This window comes from Microcoleus sp. S13_B4 (assembly GCF_036700885.1).
Lineage (GTDB): Bacteria > Cyanobacteriota > Cyanobacteriia > Cyanobacteriales > Microcoleaceae > Microcoleus.
Map to the genome: position 1 here is coordinate 84,162 of NZ_JAUBPU010000011.1, position 16,259 is coordinate 100,420.

Genomic DNA, 16,259 nt, shown 5'->3' on the forward strand with positions numbered 1-16,259 from the left:
ATTACTCGTTTACTCGTTTTACTCGTTACCAGGCGGCAGCGAAAGTAACGCTCAACAGCGACCTAGAGCCTCGAATTTAATTTTCGCTCGGCTTCGGCTCTTGGTCGCTTATATGGGTTAAGAGGCACAGTCAGTAAACCAGTAACGCAGCCTGGGAACCAGTAAAACCAGTAAATTATGCTTCGGCGCGATCGAATTTACTGGTTTATTCGTTTTACTCATTACCAGGCTGGAGCGAAAGTAACGCTCAACAGCGACATAGAGCCTCGAATTTAATTTTCGCTCGGCTTCGGCTCTTCCTTTAGGTATCGGTTCCCAGGCTCCAGCCATAGAACCAGTAAATTGACCCGACATGATATGAGTTCGGGATTGCTGAATATTGCGGATTGCTATACTTGTACAGTAAGTAGTACAAGTGTCAAGTACATGAATATTGGGCGTTGCTTAATCAGGGTAAGAAAAAAATAAGTTGAAAATCCCCAAGCTTTGTGGATACTGGTTTCCATGACTGGCATATTTAGCCTTTCATACCATAAATCAGCAACGCCAGCATCGAAAGTGTAGTTGTGATATCACTTGTGACCTGTATCTGACTTTTTCCCGATTTCTTTCTAACTTTTAAGGAAATTTAACAATGAACCTGAAAAGATTTCTGTGCTACAGTGCGATTTGCTTAACGGTAGTTTGTGTTTATGCAAGCCCAGGAGTTCTTGCACAACAAGCTCGTGGAAGGCTTATTAGAAATCAACTATCTGGCAAATGCCTTGACGTATCAGGATATCCGGGTACTGCAAATGGCACACCATTAATTCTTTATGATTGCGAAACGTCTGACCCTGAAACAGACCAAAGATGGATAATGACAAGTAGAGGATTCATCCAAAATCAACTATCTGGCAAATGCCTTGACGTATCAGGATATCCGGGTACTGCAAATGGTACACCATTAATTCTTTATGATTGTGAAACGTCTGACCCTAACACAGACCAAAGATGGATAATGACAAGCAGAGGATTCATCCAAAATCAACTCTCTGGCAAGTGTATTGATGTTGCTGGTGCTCCAGGTCAACAGAATGGCGCACAGTTAATACTTTGGGACTGTGAAACGTCTGAACGTAATGGTGACAACGGTTCAGTAACAGATCAACGATGGAGTCAGTAGAAAATCAGGCGTTGCTGGATTGAGGTATGATAGAGTTCGAGCGCTCTTCATCTGACTCGATCGTAATGATTAATTGAATAGGGAACGGGAACACTATTAAACTTAAGATAGTGAATTAGTAATCGAATTGAATGTTTGAGCATTTCTTCTGACTTAGAATAACAGAGAGTTTTTCTTTTTAAGCGAGCTAGATAATGTCTGAGTCTGGTATTTTCTCCTTTTACTCGTGTCATGTAAGTTTTGCAAACAAGGTGGTCTCCATCGGGAATAAACATTGGGTAAACCTTCCATCCATCAGTCACATAAAAATAGCATTTCCATTTGCTAACTACCTCATCCCATAAAGGTTTAAATGTCTGAGCGCTATGGTCTCCCAACACCCACCCTAAAATACCTACTTGAAAGTGGTTTACGGCCGTCCATAACCAAATTTTATTTTTTTTGACTTAACAAATGTTTCTAGTTCATCTAATTCTCCTACTTCGGGTAGGGTCTCTGGAGTGTAATAATCGGGCAGCAGTTCTCCTACTTGTTTCACCCAAGCCATAATTGTTGTATTATGTACGCCTGTAACTCTCTCTATCGCTCGAAATCCCATGCCATTAACATACATCGATAGGCATTGTTGTTTAACTTCTTTTACGTATCCTTTCTGAGCTTCATAAGAGTCTATAAATTGCCTACCACAGTTAACACAAAGATAATTTTGTTTGCCTTTTTTGTGTCCATTCTTGTGAACATGAGTTGACTTACATTCAGGACATTCCATTGATTTTAATTCTCTGTTGATGTTTTTTTGTTACTCTCGCTCGAACTATATCATACCTCAATCCAGCAACGCCTTGTTTCTTTTAGCGAAGCGAGAAATAACCTCAAGGCTGTTTTAGACAGAGTAGTGGAAGATACGGACTATACCATCATCACTAGACGGGATGCGGAGGATGCCGTGGTGATGTCGTTAGAGTTCTTTAATAGTTTGCTAGAAACAGTTCATTTACTCAAATCTCCCGCCAATACGGCCCATTTGGAGCGTTCTATTGCTCAGTTTAAGCAGGGGAAAGTGGTGGAGCGAAATTTGTTGGATGACTAGAAAGTTAGCATGGACGGATGAGGCTTGGGGTGATTATTTATATTGGCAAGGGCCAGACAAGAAAACGTTAAAACGAATTAGCAAGCTAATTGAGCCAACAATCCGATTGCCGTTTGAGGGCATCGGAAAGCCAGAACCACTGAGGGAGAATATGGCTGGTTTTTGGTCGCGGCGAATTGATGATACGAATCGATTAGTTTATGCTGTGGATGACGAGTATCTAACGATTATCTCTTGTCGATACCACTATTCTGATTGACATCCTCCTTAGCCTGCTTAGCTATGATGTGGCGTTTTTGTTTGACCGGAAAGTCGGCGATTCTTTGAGCAGTTTAATTTTAATTTAATGACGATAGCGAGTTTCTATTTAACGGGCGATAGTAACTTTTGTCACGCTATGTAAGTTTTGCAGGATAAACGGGGATGAGAGGGTACTCCTTTGCATGGCAATTGTTATGCAGTGATCGATTGTTTAGTAGTGAAGCCACAAAATAACGCGGACTTTTTTGGGATTCCCTAGCTTCAATAAATCTTCAATCAACTATTCGACGCAACCCACATAATCTCGATAAGTTTCCACCTATGAAACCTCAGTTGTCTTGTCTTTTTTATACTTATAAACAGGTTTATTTTTGGGCAAATCCTGGGGAAAACAACCTGAATTATGAAACGGATAAGCATATCGACGGTCTACATAAGCGGTGCATGGTAAAAACCTGCCGTCCCCATCATATTCAATAACTTCCTGAACCATAAACCAAGTAAAGTGATACTTTAAGCTGTCGCGCATTTAAATGGCATATTCGAGGCGGTCGGGACGCCCAACCCCTACTCCCCACAAGACTTTGATTGTTTTTTGACATACAATTTAAATCCCGCAACAGCTTATCCCAACAGAATTGTTTTCAGAATACTCCTTGTAAACTGGATTCATGTCTTTTGGTAAGCTGCGTGGATCTGACAGCGGGACTGGGAGCATCTCATATTGGTAAAAATACTTCTTCTGGCTCCTTCCTTCTGCCTTCTGCCTCTTGCCTCAAAACTCCAATTGTGGGCTTGGCTGTTTTCATTGAGATGCTCCCTACTTACGCTCACTTATTCAGGCATAGAAACTGGCTGAACGTATTGAGAATTAGCGCGCACATAACAGCCTTGTCTTGTGAGCAACCAGGGTTGACCGTTCGCCATTGTAATCGCATTTACTCCCCTGAGTTCAGCAGCAACTGTATCTTTATCCGCGCGGTAAACTGTTTGAATTGCTCCGTTTGCGGTCTTGCGGCAGTTGAGCTGTCCATCTCGCGACGTGACTCGCCAAGCAGGCCAAGTTGCAGAACCAGCAGTTTGAGTCAACCAAGTATTAGAATTGCTAGAAGTATAGTCGCCACTTGCATTAGGAAGCGGTAAAGCTTCTACTAAATTTACTTTAAATGTCTTGCCAATAGAAGGACAATTTTCTCCTTCTTTCACCTTCCAAGTAACTTCGGCTCCCAAGCTACTCCTTCCAACTTGATGCCTGATAATGCTAATATCTCCAGAACAAACAATTTTTCTGCCAGGGCCAGTCGCATGGTCTTTGAAAGTTCCGTTGTAGTAGTAAGAGCCTGCTGCTCCTTCGGAACGAGTAATTTGAATATTGCCCAAAAAATCACGATTGCCTACTCTGGTAAAGTAAAAACTGCTGCTATTGTTCACTTTTTCTGACAGGTTTAAAGTAGTTTTACCCTTGGGGTTAACATAAGTCGTAGCGCTAGCAGCAGCGCACCAAATTAATGACATAACTCCTGTGGATAACCAAATGTAAAGTTTTTTCACAGCAACACCTTGTATGAATCTCTACTTTATTTATAGCTGTTGGTGAAAATACTTGACCAGTCGCTCAAATGAGTGTCACTCATTTGAGCGACATTCTAACGACATACGGGCAATCCCCCATGCTGGCCACTACAAATTCGCCAACCACAGGGGATGGGGACTACTGCGTAATTCCAAAAAATCAACTCTGCATAACTTCACCTTGCTTCAGCTCCCTTCAACTCTCTTCACTTGTATGCACCTGCATCACGATGCCTGCAAGCTTCCACCTCTGACTCATTGCAAGTTCCAATAATTAGCAGCAAAATAAATTCATATACGTAAGTAAGCGGGTTCCAATCACCGCTAAATACTGTGGATTTTACGGGTACTTCCGGGTGAGGCAAGTTGGGATTCCAAACACTAGGGCGATTTTTACAGATAGCAGATTTCACATCTAAGAAGGTTTGTAAAGAAATGTAAAAGCTCCTGATAGCCAATTGGTTTGACAGAAAGTACGATTTTTAAGCTGACTCGGTAAAAAAAGTCGTCTTGATTCACCGCAAAAATGAACGTGACAAACACAAATTAATTTGCTCGAAATTTAAATCATTGTTGAAGGGAGGATAAATTATGGCTGACGGTCAATTAGAAGTTATATTAAAGATGGCTCAAACAATTAATCCTCAAATTGAGAGCGATCGACATTTTGAAATAAACTTGGCAAAATTGCGCCAACTGCCAGCAGGAACATTAGGGTGCGAAGTGGCGCGATTTCTAGACGAACAAGGCTTTGAGCCGATCGCATCGGGAGACTGGATTCAGCGAAACCACGACGTTTGGCACGTCCTGACTGGCCTTTCGGCTTCAACTGAAGATGAATTGGTACTTCAAGCCTTTACTCGCGCTCAAGTATTTCGCCCTTCCTGTGCGATTTTAGTGTTAGTTGGACTAATCGGCGGAAAATGCGCGATCGGACAAATTATCAAAGGCTTAAAACACGGAAAATTAGCCACTAGGCTAATTAATTGGGACGTTGCATCTGATTGGGAAACTCCTTTATCTGAAGTTCGAGAGAAACTCGGAATTCTACCCTTAATTGATTAGATTTTAACTCGTTACCTCATTGCAAAAATATGCAAAGCACAAGTTACAAACCGGAAATTAGCCTGAGTCCGCGCGAAAGAGCGATCGCGCAATTAGTAGCCCAAGGCCTGCCAAACAAATGTATTGCCAAAAATTTAAATATCAGTCACTGGACGGTTGCTACTTACGTGAGGCGGATTTTTATGAAACTCGGTGTTTGTTCCCGAACTGCGATGATTGCACTGCTGATCCAAGAAAATTTGCTCTGGGATTAATAAATAAGTAGGGTGCGTCAAATATTAAGAACGGGCAAGATGCCCGTTCCCCAAAAATTCAATGTTCTTGTGGAACGGGCATTTTGCCCGTAGATATTAAGAACGGGCAAGATGCCCGTTCTTATTTGCAAGCGTTAATTTTTTTCTAAGCCAAAGCCAAAGAAGGAGAAGAATTTCTCAGAAAGCTCAGCAATTCTCGATTCACCGTTTGCGGCGCTTCCTGCTGAATCCAGTGACCGCAGTTAGGGACTAATTTTAACTTAAACGGAGCCGTAATTAATCTGTCTAAACCTTCTACAAGTTTGTGGCTCAAAAACGCATCTTCTTCTCCCCAAAGAACCAAAGTAGGCACTGTCACAGGTTCTAATTTCTGCCCCAAATGCCAAAGCCGCTGCGGGTGAAACATCTGCCGATAATAATTGAGCGCGGCGGCTAATACTCCCGGCTTTTCTAAAGCAGTCTGATAAATCTTAGTTTCCTCAGCGCTAAAAGCTCCTTTGCGAACAGCTTGTCCTTGAAAAACATTGTGCACAAAATCTTTCAAGTTTTGCCGGATCAACCATTCGGGAATGCCGGGAACCTGAAAAGCCAAAACGTACCAACTGCGACGGATTTGATCTAAATTGCTCGCCATTTCCTGTAAGAATCGCTGCGGGTGGGGAGCATTTAAAATTGCCAAGCGATTGAGCTTTTCAGGGAATTTTTGAGCTAAATGCCACGCGATCGCGCCTCCCCAATCATGACCGACAATGTGAGCTTTTGTATAGCCCAAGCTCGCAATCAAACCCCCAATATCGGCGCTCAGCGTATCTAAATCGTACCCGCCTTCCGGCTTGTCGGAATCGTTGTAGCCCCGCAAATCTGGCACCACAACCTTGAAATAACGCGCTAAAGCAGGAATTTGATGGCGCCAAGAGTACCAAAACTCGGGAAACCCATGCAGGAGGAGAACGAGATCGCCTTCTCCTTGAGAAACGCAGTGCAGGCGGATGTTATTGGTTTCGACAAAGATGTGTTGCTGCTCGGAATCTAAAGAATTCATAGTTGGAAAGTTAGACTTATTTTCGGGAAGTACAGAAACCGCCGACTGATAGCAGGCTGAAACGGCCCAATGGTGTTAATTTTTCTACTTTTATTGTAGCTGCTTTTCGAGCTCCGCCGCTGCAATCTAATGAAACTTAAAACTTGTAGGGTTTTTGGGTGTCCTGTTTTTTAGGTGTAACTACTGAGCTTAACTTTCTCACCTTAAATGTGTTGTTTTAACAGCGACGCAAGCGGTTCAATAATAGCACAATTTCGTCAGTTGCCGATCGCATTTTTGCAGCCGATAGGTCAGATTGATTGACGATAATGCTAAACACCAGGGGTTCGTAATTCGGAACTTCGATATATCCCGACAGCGCCGAAACTCCGCTCAAAGTTCCTGTTTTAGCTTGCAAAATTACGCGGTTTGGTGTATTATTGAAGCGATTTTTTAAAGTGCCGTTCTCGCCAGCGATCGGCAGTGACGCACGGTAAATAGATGCCGCAGGCGAATTTGCCATAAATCTCAAAGTTTGCACCAAGGCTTCTGGACTAATTAAATTGTGCCGAGACAAGCCCGAACCGTCGGCTAATATGTAGCTGTTTGGATTTACTCCTAATTGAGTTAAAACTGTCTTTAACTCTTTCAAACCCATTTCACGTGTATCCTCTTCCTGCTGGGGCATCTTGTCGGTAAGTTTTCCAAGCAATCTCAATAAAACTTCTGCATAAAGATTGTTGCTTTCGCGATTAGTTTCTCTCACCAATTCCGCCAGCGGCGGCGATTCAACGGTCGCTAATTCTTGATTTAAATTGCGATAATTCGAGGCAACTAAAGCCTGTTTAACAGGAATTCCCTCCGCCGCCAGAACTTGCTGAAACTGCTGCAAAAAATTATTAGCTGGGTTGACAACTGCGACATAAGCTGATTCAGGTTCGCCACCAACTTTCAACTGTCCACTAACTCGAATTATAGGTCGATCGAACTCCCGGCCAACTTCAATAAACTCGGATTCGCTTTGAGCGACGGTAACAGAATTGTTCTGAATTTGCCACTGATTTGCCAGCTTTGGTTCGGCAAAAGTAACTTTCAGAGGTTGCCCGAGATCCTGTGGGGACAAGAGAAGGTCGATCGCGTTTTGATTGAAAATTAAACTGTTAATTGGCGCTCCGTAGCCAGCTTGCGCGTCTTCCCATTCCCAATTCGGATTGACTGCACTGCCTTGAAAATAGCTGTCATCGCCAATCAACTCGTTTACTTGAGTGATTCCCCGCTGCTTCAACTGCTGCGCCAAAGATTTCAACTGAGGCTCAGCAATGCTGGGATCTCCCCTGCCGGCAACGTACAAACTCCCATTTTCGCCGCTGTAAACCGATGTCTTAATCCGAAAATCTGCACCGAGTTTCTGCAAAGCAGCGGCTGTGGTTAGCAGCTTGACATTTGATGCTGGAATAAAATATTTTTGGGCATCGCGGCTGTAGAGAGTAGTAGTAGAAGATAGAGGTTGAATCAAAATGCCCCAGCGCGATCGGCTAAATTCGGGACGATTGGCGATCGCATCTACTTGCGCCCCCAATTCCCCAGGACAAATATCCCCAGCAACCGCAGACGTTTGAGCAGCAACCGCCGACGGACGCCCCAGAATTAGGACTAACAAACTAAGCGCAATTCCTTGGATTTTCAAAGTGCCAGTTCCTTAACAATAACTATTAAAATTAGATGCGCCAGAGCTTGGAAGTTTCACCTAATCAAGTCAATATTAATAATAATAACGCGCATGAATTCTCGGATTGAACAGCGCCTCTACAGGTTTTCCCCCTTTGAAGTGCTCTTCCACAATCAACGGTACATCACTCGGTTTAACTCGACAATACCAAATTTCGTCTGGGGTAACTCGTACAGTCGGACCAGTGGTGCACTGTCCCTGACAACTACAGGCCTCCACTTTCACCCCTGCAACTTGTTGAGCTTCAAAAGCAGCTAGCACTGCTGCTGAACCATTTTTCAGGCAAGATAGATACTGGCAAACCAATACACAGCGCGCTTCTGGTTGGGAGTCTGGTTCTCGGGCTGGAGATTCTGGCATTGGTAAGGATTTATCCGCTCTTTAAGATATCTTAACAATCTTGTCAGACCGATCGCTCGCCGGAGGGAGGCAAACGGCAGAATTTTATAGTGCGATCGAAAAAAACAGCAAAATTCTGGCATTCAAACTTTTTCCTTCCTTCTACCTTCTAACGAATCCCTTCAGCAGAGCTTCCTTTCTTCAGTTTGTGCCGCCCTTTCCCTATATGATCGATTTAGAGCAACAACTCAATCAACCGCTAATCATGCCAAAAACAGTAGCCGATGTAATGAGCCGCGAGCCGATTTTGGCGCGACCCGAAATGCCCTTGAACGAAGCGATTAAAATTTTAGCCGAACGACGCATTAGCGGTCTTCCCGTCGTAGATGAGAATGACTTGTTGGTAGGAGTCATCTCCGAAACCGACTTGATGTGGCGCGAAACCGGCGTAACTCCGCCGGCTTATATCATGGTGCTCGACAGCGTGATTTACCTAGAAAATCCAGGTCGTTATGAGCGAGAACTCCACAAGGCTTTGGGGCAAACAGTAGGAGAAGCGATGAGTAAAGAGCCAGTTACCATCGATCCCGAGAAATCTCTCCCAGAAGCTGCAAAACTAATGCACGATCGCAGCATCCACCGATTGCCAGTAGTTGATGCTGCGGGCAAAGTAATCGGCATCCTCACTAGGGGAGATATTATTCGAGCGATGGCGGCCGAGTCTTAATTAACTTTTGCAGTTTCAGGACTGGATCAGAAAACGAGCCGATCGCTCTTTCAATCTGCGAATTTTTGGCAATTGCCAATTACCAAATCTAAAATCTAAAATCTAAAATCTAAAATCCGATGAGCATTACCCCTGAGTCTGTCGAACAATTGCTGAATTCCGAGGATTTTGGCGAAAGACTGCGAGCAGTCAACCAACTGCGGCAACTAGAACCAGCGATCGCCTATAAACTGATTCAAATTGCGATCGGCGACAACAACGTGCGGGTTCGCTACGCAGCAGTCAGCCAATTATCAACCCTCGGCACGCAGAATCTGCCGAACGCTTTAGAGGTACTGCGAAACAGCTTGAACAACGACCCCGAACCCGACGTGCAAGCAGCCGCAGCCGATGCTTTGGGCGCATTGAAATTAACAGATGCTTTAGAAGATTTGCAGCAAGTTTACAGCAGTACATCTGAATGGCTGGTGCAACTCAGCATCGTCGCGGCTTTGGGAGAAATGGGAGATCCAAAAGCTTTTCCGATGTTAGAAAATGCCCTCACTTCTGAAAACGAATTGATCCAAACTATTGCGATCAGCGCATTAGGTGAATTGGGAGATGGACGGGCGCTGCCGCTGCTGCTTCCCTACGCTTCCAATGCAGATTGGCAAATCCGTTACAGAGTCGCCCAAGCTCTCAGGCGCTTGGGCGGTAAAGAAGCAGAGGCGGCTTTGGAAATTCTCGCCAAAGATGAGGTTGAACAAGTTGCTCAGGAGGCTAAAGCCGGACAAGAAAATAGTTTGAAATCTTGAGATTGCTTTTGTGATCCCGAACAACCCTGCGCGGTTGTGAATTTTGAATTAATTTAGAATTTTTGGTGAAGATTCTACTAAAAACTCTGTTCGCGATCGCACAAAGAATTCACAAACCCGGTTTCTTCCTATATTTCTCGTTCCTGTCCGCAAAACTCGTAGAAACCGGGTTTCTAGCCCGCCAGCCCGCGGGCTGGTGCACACCGCAAACCTTACTAATCAGGAACAATCTCAAAGCTCAAATCTGAAATATAAAATTGTATTGATGCCAGGGCCGATCGCAAATTCTTTTGAAACTCTCCTCAAAGTCGATCGCACTCTTCCCAAACCCAACCAGAGCCGGACTCTTGACATCCCCACTTTGAGAACAGCTATAATCTAAATAGATACAGCAGTGGCAGGAATTAATACAAGTATTTAATTTTGCCCAGCTAGCGATCGGGGAAACTATCGTTAAGACGGTAAGCCATCTACCAGCAAAACCAAGTCTTAAAACTGTTTATCATCCCCATGTTAGAACAACTACCAAATTCTGCTTCGGATTCTGAGTCTTTGGACATTTTAACAGGAGAGCGAGCTGCCTCTCAAGTAGCACCAAGCCCAACCAATCAAAACTTTATTAATAGAGTTTTAGAACTTACCAACATCGAACGCAGCAAATTAGGTTTGTCCCCGCTAATTTTAAATAGTCAGTTACTAAAGGCAGCGGAAAATCACAACCAAAATATGGCACTGCAAGACTTCTTTTCCCATACCGGAAAAGATGGTTCGTCGTTAGCAAGTCGGATTTCTGCAACGGGCTATCAATTTTCAGCAGCAGCAGAAAACATTGCTGCGGGCTCTTCTACACCCGAAGAAGTTGTATCATCGTGGATGAACAGCAGCGGCCACCGGGCTAACATTCTTAACCCCAATCTCAAAGAAATTGGCATCGGTTACTATTTCTTAGCCAACGATACTGGCACAGAAAATTTCAATCACTATTGGACGCAAGTTTTTGCGACTTCTCTTGACGGTAGTGTCAATCCCGCACCAACTCCCACACCGACACCCACACCGACACCAACTCCTACTCCCAACACATTGGTATCGATTACTTCGCCCATACCCAATGCTACAGGGGACGGCATCTCGACAACAGCACCCAAAAATACAGCCAGCGGAGGCAATTATTTCCTATCAGATAGTGCCGATACTCAAATACCGCCAAATGCTGCGGGATTGCCAATTTTTGCCCTTTCCGGCAAAGACAATATCACCGGGGGAGAAGAGGTTGATAGCATTAATGGAATGCAAGGTGCGGATACAATTAATGGCGCAGGCGGCAATGACAGCTTATCGGGCGGCAAAGAATCCGATTCAATTGATGGCGGTGTTGGCAATGATTTTATTAGCGGCAACAACGATAACGATCGACTAATCGGATCTGACGGTAACGATACTATTCGCGGCGGCAAAGAAGATGATGTCTTGATTGGCGGTAATGGCGACGATTTGTTGGCGGGCGATCGCGGGCAAGATATTCTGACGGGCGGCGCGGGAAATGATACGTTTATTTTAGCAGGAGGTTTGTCTGCTTCGGCTAGTTTAATCGGTGCTGATGTAATAGCCGATTTTGCGATCGGGGATAATATTGGTTTGACTGACGGTATGGGATTTGCCAACTTGACTTTTGAAGCTGTGAGTTTGCAGTTGGATGCAGGTGCAAGCATCGCTTCTACGGCGATTAAGTCGGGCAGTAGTTATTTGGGAATCGTGCAGGGTGTAAGTCAAAGTCAGCTTACATCTTCTGTTTTTGTCAACACCTAAAAAACAGCATACCCAGATTCCCGACTTCTTGGAGAAGTCAATCGATTTTAGATTTTAGATTAAAGAATTGAAGCATTGACCCCACGGATAAATTCGGGGGGCAAGTTTCATCGGATACACGTTTTTTATTTGTGGACGGATGAATCCGGGGGCTTGTATCCTGGATGCTTTCGGTCAACTCAACCGCAGGCATGGGTACTGAGTTGACGATCGCATTATCAGTGAAAGCCAACTTAATCGGGTCAAGTCAGAGCTTTTTGCAAGCTGCCGTCATACCCTTCGGGTTGACGGCGAGTTCTTGACTGGTTCAGCTTAAAAGTGGGTGGCAATAGGGATAGATGCTGCATCAGACTGAAACGAGTCGTTTAGCACTTTGGTGATTGTATCAGCGTTAGCAGGGCGACTGAAGTAAAACCCTTGACCTTCATGGCAGCCTCGCGCTTGCAGGTAGTCACGCTGCTCCTTGGTTTCAATGCCTTCTGCGGTGATCGTTAACCGCAGACTTTTGGCTAGAGCAATGATCGCATCAGTAATGGTGGCGCTGTCCGGGTTAGACAGTACATCTTTGACAAAGGATCGATCGATCTTGAGCATATTAACCGGAAACCGTTGCAGGTAATTAAGGGAAGAATAACCTGTGCCAAAGTCATCTAGGGCGAGGGACACGCCAAGTTCTCGCAGTTGCGTTAAGATTTTGACCGATCGATCGATGTCAGTCATCAAGGCAGTTTCAGTCACTTCCAGTTCTAAATACGCAGCTTCGAGTTCCGTCTGGGCCAAAATTTGGCGAACCATCTCAACCAGATTCGGCTGCTCAAATTGTCGAGCCGACAGATTCACCGAAATCCGCAGGGCTGGCAGCCCAGCCAGTTGCCAGCGACGGGTTTGAGCGCAAGCCGTTCGCAATATCCATTCACCAATGGGCACGATCTCGCCATTGGCCTCGGCGATCGGAATAAATTTTACCGGAGGGACCAAACCCTCTGTAGAATGCTGCCAGCGAACCAGCGCCTCCGTTCCTGTCACCTGTCCGCTGTGCAGGTCGATCAGCGGTTGATAGTAAACCAGTAGTTCGTTACGCTCCAGCGCTCCGCGCAGGCTATTTTCTAGGGCCAGTCGCTCCTGTAAGTGAACGTTCATTTCGGGTGAATAAAACTGATAGTGGCTCCGCCCTTGCTGCTTTGCCTGATGAAGTGCGAAGTCGGCTTGCTGAAGAAGTTTATCTACAGAATTCGTATTTTCTAGATGGTTCAATGTAATGCCAAGACTGGCGGTGATGTGGATCGGGTTGCCCTTGATAGAGAAAGGTTTGGTCAGCGTACTCAGCAGCAGTTGGGATAGCTTGACCACACTCTCCAGCGAGGGGAGTTCGCTGCGAGCGATCGCAAACTCACCGTCGCCCAAACGCGCCAAGACATCTGACTGATCCATGCACTGTACCACCCGTTGGGAAACGGCTCTAATTAGTAAGTCGCACATCTCAGGCTCCAACGCGTGGCGCATCCCTGTAAAATCATCGATACCCACTACCAGCACTGCGACCAAGGGTGAGTCATTTTGAGAGCGGGTTTGATTCAGGCGATCGCAAAATAAGTCACGATTGGGCAATCCAGTCAGTTCATCGTAGTGGGTAATGTAATGAATTAATTCATCTAGTTTGTAAAGCGTTTGTGAGGAATTTGCCATCAGCGTACCGACTTCATCAGTAAACTCTGTTGGTAAGTTCGGCAAGGTTCTTGTATCGAGGTAGTTTTGTAGAGCCTCCGAGGTTAAGATTACCGGAACCAGGAGGTAGCGTAGCGTAGAAAGCGTTACTGCCGTACCCGCTAATGTCGCCAGCAGAGCAATCAGCAGAACCCGGACTGATGTCTCTACAGAGTAAGCGTTTGAGGTAAGAAACCAGACCATTAAGGTTAGCAAAGGAACGTGCGTGCCTAAAAATGCAACCACCATAATTTTGGCAGTGTAGCTTTTTTTCAGCCAGGGGAAATGCCCCAAGGATGAGTATAGGTTAAGGTTAGGCTTTGGTTGCATAGGATTCGGTTTGAAATTTCAAAGTGGGTAGAGTATCCAGCAGTCTCGTACTAGGTGCGTTGGCTTCAGAAACGGCTTTTTTAACTAAGGAGCGATCGCCTTACATTTGACAGATATTTTACAAATCGCTCGACAGACAATACCGGGCAGCGCTCGCTTATCTGATAAAATATCGAAGCGATCGCCCAACAACAAATATATATACTGACCCTAATCGCATTTCTCAATAACGTCAATGATCCGCGCCCAGAATCACCGAAATTGACTTTTTTGAAAGCTATAAATTCGCTCTACCTTCAGCTTTTAGTCCGCTACTGATAACTAACAACTAATAACTAATAACTAAATTCCTAAAAGGGGAACTATGAAAAAAGTAGCCGTGTTTGGCAATACTGGAGGCGGTAAATCAACTCTCAGCAAGAGATTATCGGAAATCACTGGTTTGCCACTTTACGCTTTGGATAAGATTCAATATCAATCTGGGGGCGCTGAGGTTCCAAATGAAGAATATAAGCGTACCCACGATCAAATTTGGGCTACTGACCGATGGATTATAGACGGTTTTGGTTGCATGGAAACCGTCTGGCTTCGACTCAATGAGGCGGATAGTCTGGTTTTTGTCGATTTACCGCTATACGTGCATTTTTGGTGGGTGACGAAACGGCTGATTTCAGGTAGCTTTATACCGCCAGAAGGCTGGCCTGAAAACAGTCCCCTCTTGAAGAGTTCAATTAATAGTTACCGCGTTCTTTGGTTGTGTCACAAGTATTTGACTCCCAGATATCGCGAGTATGTCGATCGCGCTCAAAAAACCAAAAGTGTTTATCACATCAGATCTACTGAAGAGATTTCACAATTTTTTGAATCGATATTGCAAATGACTAATGACTGTTGACTGTTGACTGATGACTAATGACAGATGACTGACTAATGACTAATTGATGCCACAGCCGATCGCAAATTCCCTTGAAACTCGCCCAAAATTCGATCGCACTCTTCCTTCTCCAAACCAGTCCAGTGCATCATCAAAGCTAATTTAACCGACTTGCCGCTTTTTTCGAGCAAAAAACCCGCCTCCTCCCGGTTTAAATCAGTCAAATCCTGCAACATCCGCACAGCCCGATCGCGCAATTTCTTATTAGTAACCGCCACGTCAACCATCCGATTGCCGTAAACCTTCCCCAGCTTTACCATTACCCCAGTCGAAATGATATTTAAAGCCATTTTTGTGACTGTACCGGCTTTCAAGCGCGTCGAACCCGCCACTACCTCCGGGCCAACCAACAACCGAATATCAACATCAGCCTCAAAATTCACTTGTTCGACGGGTACGCAGGCCATAAACACAGTTTTCGCCCCCCGCTGCCGTGCCGCCTGTAAAGCGCCCGCGACAAACGGCGTCGTACCTCCAGCCGTAATCCCGACAACTACATCTAAGTTGATAATTTGACGGTGGGCGATCGCCTCAGCCCCATCCTCAGCCCGATCCTCCAAATCCTCCGAACTCCGCACCAAAGCCCCCGCACCCCCGGCAATTATGCCCTGTACGAGTTCTGGCGGCGTGCAGAAGGTGGGGGGACACTCGGCCGCATCCAGCACCCCCAAACGCCCGGAAGTACCCGCACCGACGTAAAACAGGCGACCTCCTTGACGTAGAGACTCGGCTGCAATGTCGATCGCTTGGGCTAACTGTTGGCGGGCACTGGCGATCGCGCTTAAGGTTTGGGCGTCTTCCCGGTTGAACAAGTCCACTAATTCGATCGAACTGAGTTGGTCTAAATTCTCGCTGTTGGTATTCACCTGTTCAGTCAGCAGATGGCCCCGTTCTTCCAAATTCTTCATGATGTTTTCTGCGTTATTGGTCATTGGTCATTGGTCATTGGTCATTGGTCATTGGTCATTGATTTAGAGGGAAACCGCAGATAAACGCAGATAACCGCAGATGCTTTTCAAGATTGGAGAGCAATTTTTGCAATTGGATTCTACTAATGACTGCTGACTCTCACAAAAGTCCTTCGAGTCGGCGGCGAATAGAATCCAGTTCGTTTTGGGAAACGTCAGAATCCGGCTCCGGCTCCGGCTCCGGCTCCGCCTCCGGCTGCCACTGAGTCTGTGTTACATTGTCTTCTGGCGGGATCGCCAGCGCGCCCGCCGGCACCAGTTCCCAATCATAATCAACACTATCGCAGAACTCCTTAATTTCCTCATCGTCGATCGCCTCCACAGCGGGTTCGGGAAAATCCTGAGCTTCCAACATCACGCCAAAGCGGGTGGCGTCGTCTTCTGACTCAAACATCAGAACTTTATTGCGATCGCCGAGTTGAATGGTATGAATTCCCTCATTCTCGGTGCGGGCATTGAAGAGTAAGACGAACACTCGCATAAGTTTTAAAGACCTT

General features: G+C 45.4%; 20 protein-coding genes. 10 read left to right on the forward strand and 10 right to left on the reverse strand.

What is annotated here, in order from left to right:
- Window positions 1-117: 117 nt before the first annotated feature.
- Window positions 118-354 carry a hypothetical protein gene (locus QT994_RS09280; protein WP_333173648.1) on the reverse strand — a complete coding sequence of 79 codons (237 nt, stop codon included), beginning with the start codon at window positions 352-354 and terminating at the stop codon, window positions 118-120.
- A 280-nt stretch (window positions 355-634) separates the two neighbouring features.
- Between QT994_RS09280 and QT994_RS09285 the strand changes: the two genes are divergently transcribed.
- Window positions 635-1,165 carry an RICIN domain-containing protein gene (locus QT994_RS09285; protein ID WP_333173649.1) on the forward strand — a complete coding sequence of 177 codons (531 nt, stop codon included), beginning with the start codon at window positions 635-637 and terminating at the stop codon, window positions 1,163-1,165.
- Window positions 1,166-1,212: 47 nt separating this feature from the next.
- Here QT994_RS09285 and QT994_RS09290 read toward each other — a convergent pair.
- Window positions 1,213-1,934, reverse strand: a protein-coding gene (locus QT994_RS09290; protein WP_445243889.1) for an IS1 family transposase whose coding sequence is annotated in 2 segments (ribosomal slippage) — window positions 1,213-1,601 and window positions 1,601-1,934 — 723 coding nt in all. Because the reading frame shifts where the segments join, the coding sequence is not laid out codon by codon here.
- A gap of 27 nt (window positions 1,935-1,961) precedes the next feature.
- On the opposite strand from QT994_RS09290, the gene QT994_RS09295 reads away from it, so the two are divergent.
- Together QT994_RS09295 and QT994_RS09300 are read left to right on the forward strand one after the other, a co-directional pair.
- Complete coding sequence (locus QT994_RS09295; protein ID WP_333173653.1) at window positions 1,962-2,255, forward strand: type II toxin-antitoxin system prevent-host-death family antitoxin; 294 nt, start codon at window positions 1,962-1,964, stop codon at window positions 2,253-2,255.
- A complete protein-coding gene (locus QT994_RS09300; RefSeq protein WP_333047976.1) occupies window positions 2,248-2,514 on the forward strand; it encodes a Txe/YoeB family addiction module toxin in 267 nt (88 codons plus the stop codon). Before QT994_RS09295 ends, QT994_RS09300 begins: the two co-directional genes overlap by 8 nt.
- 836 nt (window positions 2,515-3,350) lie before the next feature.
- Here QT994_RS09300 and QT994_RS09305 read toward each other — a convergent pair.
- The gene (locus QT994_RS09305; protein WP_333173655.1) at window positions 3,351-4,031 is read right to left on the reverse strand and encodes a hypothetical protein; all 681 of its coding nucleotides are present in this window, start codon (window positions 4,029-4,031) and stop codon (window positions 3,351-3,353) included.
- Window positions 4,032-4,294: 263 nt separating this feature from the next.
- A complete protein-coding gene (locus tag QT994_RS09310) occupies window positions 4,295-4,546 on the reverse strand; it encodes a hypothetical protein (protein ID WP_333173657.1) in 252 nt (83 codons plus the stop codon).
- Between the two features lie 133 nt (window positions 4,547-4,679).
- Between QT994_RS09310 and QT994_RS09315 the strand changes: the two genes are divergently transcribed.
- Both QT994_RS09315 and QT994_RS09320 read left to right on the forward strand, forming a co-directional pair.
- Window positions 4,680-5,153 carry a Coq4 family protein gene (locus QT994_RS09315; protein WP_333047980.1) on the forward strand — a complete coding sequence of 158 codons (474 nt, stop codon included), beginning with the start codon at window positions 4,680-4,682 and terminating at the stop codon, window positions 5,151-5,153.
- A 29-nt stretch (window positions 5,154-5,182) separates the two neighbouring features.
- The gene (locus QT994_RS09320; RefSeq protein ID WP_333047981.1) at window positions 5,183-5,407 is read left to right on the forward strand and encodes a helix-turn-helix transcriptional regulator; all 225 of its coding nucleotides are present in this window, start codon (window positions 5,183-5,185) and stop codon (window positions 5,405-5,407) included.
- 145 nt (window positions 5,408-5,552) lie between these two features.
- Here QT994_RS09320 and QT994_RS09325 read toward each other — a convergent pair whose 3' ends face one another.
- The 3 genes from QT994_RS09325 to QT994_RS09335 form a co-directional block, all read right to left on the reverse strand.
- Window positions 5,553-6,449 (reverse strand): alpha/beta hydrolase, encoded by an 897-nt coding sequence (locus tag QT994_RS09325; RefSeq protein WP_333047982.1) that lies wholly within the window; start codon window positions 6,447-6,449, stop codon window positions 5,553-5,555.
- A gap of 217 nt (window positions 6,450-6,666) precedes the next feature.
- A complete protein-coding gene (dacB, locus tag QT994_RS09330) occupies window positions 6,667-8,109 on the reverse strand; it encodes a D-alanyl-D-alanine carboxypeptidase/D-alanyl-D-alanine endopeptidase (protein ID WP_445243890.1) in 1,443 nt (480 codons plus the stop codon).
- 81 nt (window positions 8,110-8,190) lie between these two features.
- A complete protein-coding gene (locus QT994_RS09335; protein WP_333047984.1) occupies window positions 8,191-8,517 on the reverse strand; it encodes a (2Fe-2S) ferredoxin domain-containing protein in 327 nt (108 codons plus the stop codon).
- A 244-nt stretch (window positions 8,518-8,761) separates the two neighbouring features.
- Between QT994_RS09335 and QT994_RS09340 the strand changes: the two genes are divergently transcribed.
- From QT994_RS09340 to QT994_RS09355, 4 genes are all read left to right on the forward strand, one after another.
- Entirely contained in the window at window positions 8,762-9,223 is a 462-nt protein-coding gene (locus QT994_RS09340) for a CBS domain-containing protein (protein ID WP_333048022.1), read from the forward strand.
- Window positions 9,224-9,342: 119 nt separating this feature from the next.
- Window positions 9,343-10,017 (forward strand): phycobilisome degradation protein NblB, encoded by a 675-nt coding sequence (gene nblB / locus QT994_RS09345; RefSeq protein WP_333173662.1) that lies wholly within the window; start codon window positions 9,343-9,345, stop codon window positions 10,015-10,017.
- Between the two features lie 510 nt (window positions 10,018-10,527).
- On the forward strand, window positions 10,528-11,826 hold the full coding sequence (locus tag QT994_RS09350) for a CAP domain-containing protein (protein ID WP_333173665.1): 1,299 nt from the start codon (window positions 10,528-10,530) through the stop codon (window positions 11,824-11,826).
- Window positions 11,827-11,990: 164 nt separating this feature from the next.
- Window positions 11,991-12,128, forward strand: coding sequence for a hypothetical protein (locus tag QT994_RS09355; RefSeq protein WP_333173668.1), 138 nt, complete (start codon window positions 11,991-11,993; stop codon window positions 12,126-12,128).
- Window positions 12,129-12,138: 10 nt separating this feature from the next.
- Here QT994_RS09355 and QT994_RS09360 read toward each other — a convergent pair whose 3' ends face one another.
- Window positions 12,139-13,860, reverse strand: a complete 1,722-nt coding sequence (locus QT994_RS09360) for a bifunctional diguanylate cyclase/phosphodiesterase (RefSeq protein WP_333173670.1) — start codon at window positions 13,858-13,860, stop codon at window positions 12,139-12,141.
- A gap of 364 nt (window positions 13,861-14,224) precedes the next feature.
- Between QT994_RS09360 and QT994_RS09365 the strand changes: the two genes are divergently transcribed.
- Window positions 14,225-14,755, forward strand: coding sequence for an isopentenyl transferase family protein (locus QT994_RS09365; RefSeq protein WP_333173673.1), 531 nt, complete (start codon window positions 14,225-14,227; stop codon window positions 14,753-14,755).
- Between the two features lie 32 nt (window positions 14,756-14,787).
- Here the strand turns inward: QT994_RS09365 and murQ are convergent, their stop codons facing one another.
- Both murQ and QT994_RS09375 read right to left on the reverse strand, forming a co-directional pair.
- Window positions 14,788-15,702, reverse strand: coding sequence for an N-acetylmuramic acid 6-phosphate etherase (murQ, locus tag QT994_RS09370; protein WP_333173720.1), 915 nt, complete (start codon window positions 15,700-15,702; stop codon window positions 14,788-14,790).
- A gap of 160 nt (window positions 15,703-15,862) precedes the next feature.
- Complete coding sequence (locus QT994_RS09375; protein WP_333173675.1) at window positions 15,863-16,243, reverse strand: DUF3110 domain-containing protein; 381 nt, start codon at window positions 16,241-16,243, stop codon at window positions 15,863-15,865.
- Window positions 16,244-16,259 lie beyond the last annotated feature (16 nt).

What these genes read in the sequence shown, in the direction of transcription:
- QT994_RS09280 (WP_333173648.1), bottom strand. Translation starts at nt 354, where the DNA reads ATGTCGGGTCAATTTACTGGTTCTATGGCTGGAGCCTGGGAACCGATA.
- QT994_RS09285 (WP_333173649.1), top strand. Translation starts at nt 635, where the DNA reads ATGAACCTGAAAAGATTTCTGTGCTACAGTGCGATTTGCTTAACGGTA.
- QT994_RS09300 (WP_333047976.1), top strand. Translation starts at nt 2,248, where the DNA reads ATGACTAGAAAGTTAGCATGGACGGATGAGGCTTGGGGTGATTATTTA.
- QT994_RS09305 (WP_333173655.1), bottom strand. Translation starts at nt 4,031, where the DNA reads ATGTCATTAATTTGGTGCGCTGCTGCTAGCGCTACGACTTATGTTAAC.
- QT994_RS09315 (WP_333047980.1), top strand. Translation starts at nt 4,680, where the DNA reads ATGGCTGACGGTCAATTAGAAGTTATATTAAAGATGGCTCAAACAATT.
- QT994_RS09320 (WP_333047981.1), top strand. Translation starts at nt 5,183, where the DNA reads ATGCAAAGCACAAGTTACAAACCGGAAATTAGCCTGAGTCCGCGCGAA.
- QT994_RS09325 (WP_333047982.1), bottom strand. Translation starts at nt 6,449, where the DNA reads ATGAATTCTTTAGATTCCGAGCAGCAACACATCTTTGTCGAAACCAAT.
- QT994_RS09335 (WP_333047984.1), bottom strand. Translation starts at nt 8,517, where the DNA reads ATGCCAGAATCTCCAGCCCGAGAACCAGACTCCCAACCAGAAGCGCGC.
- QT994_RS09340 (WP_333048022.1), top strand. Translation starts at nt 8,762, where the DNA reads ATGCCAAAAACAGTAGCCGATGTAATGAGCCGCGAGCCGATTTTGGCG.
- nblB (WP_333173662.1), top strand. Translation starts at nt 9,343, where the DNA reads ATGAGCATTACCCCTGAGTCTGTCGAACAATTGCTGAATTCCGAGGAT.
- QT994_RS09350 (WP_333173665.1), top strand. Translation starts at nt 10,528, where the DNA reads ATGTTAGAACAACTACCAAATTCTGCTTCGGATTCTGAGTCTTTGGAC.
- QT994_RS09355 (WP_333173668.1), top strand. Translation starts at nt 11,991, where the DNA reads ATGCTTTCGGTCAACTCAACCGCAGGCATGGGTACTGAGTTGACGATC.
- QT994_RS09360 (WP_333173670.1), bottom strand. Translation starts at nt 13,860, where the DNA reads ATGCAACCAAAGCCTAACCTTAACCTATACTCATCCTTGGGGCATTTC.
- QT994_RS09365 (WP_333173673.1), top strand. Translation starts at nt 14,225, where the DNA reads ATGAAAAAAGTAGCCGTGTTTGGCAATACTGGAGGCGGTAAATCAACT.
- murQ (WP_333173720.1), bottom strand. Translation starts at nt 15,702, where the DNA reads ATGAAGAATTTGGAAGAACGGGGCCATCTGCTGACTGAACAGGTGAAT.
- QT994_RS09375 (WP_333173675.1), bottom strand. Translation starts at nt 16,243, where the DNA reads ATGCGAGTGTTCGTCTTACTCTTCAATGCCCGCACCGAGAATGAGGGA.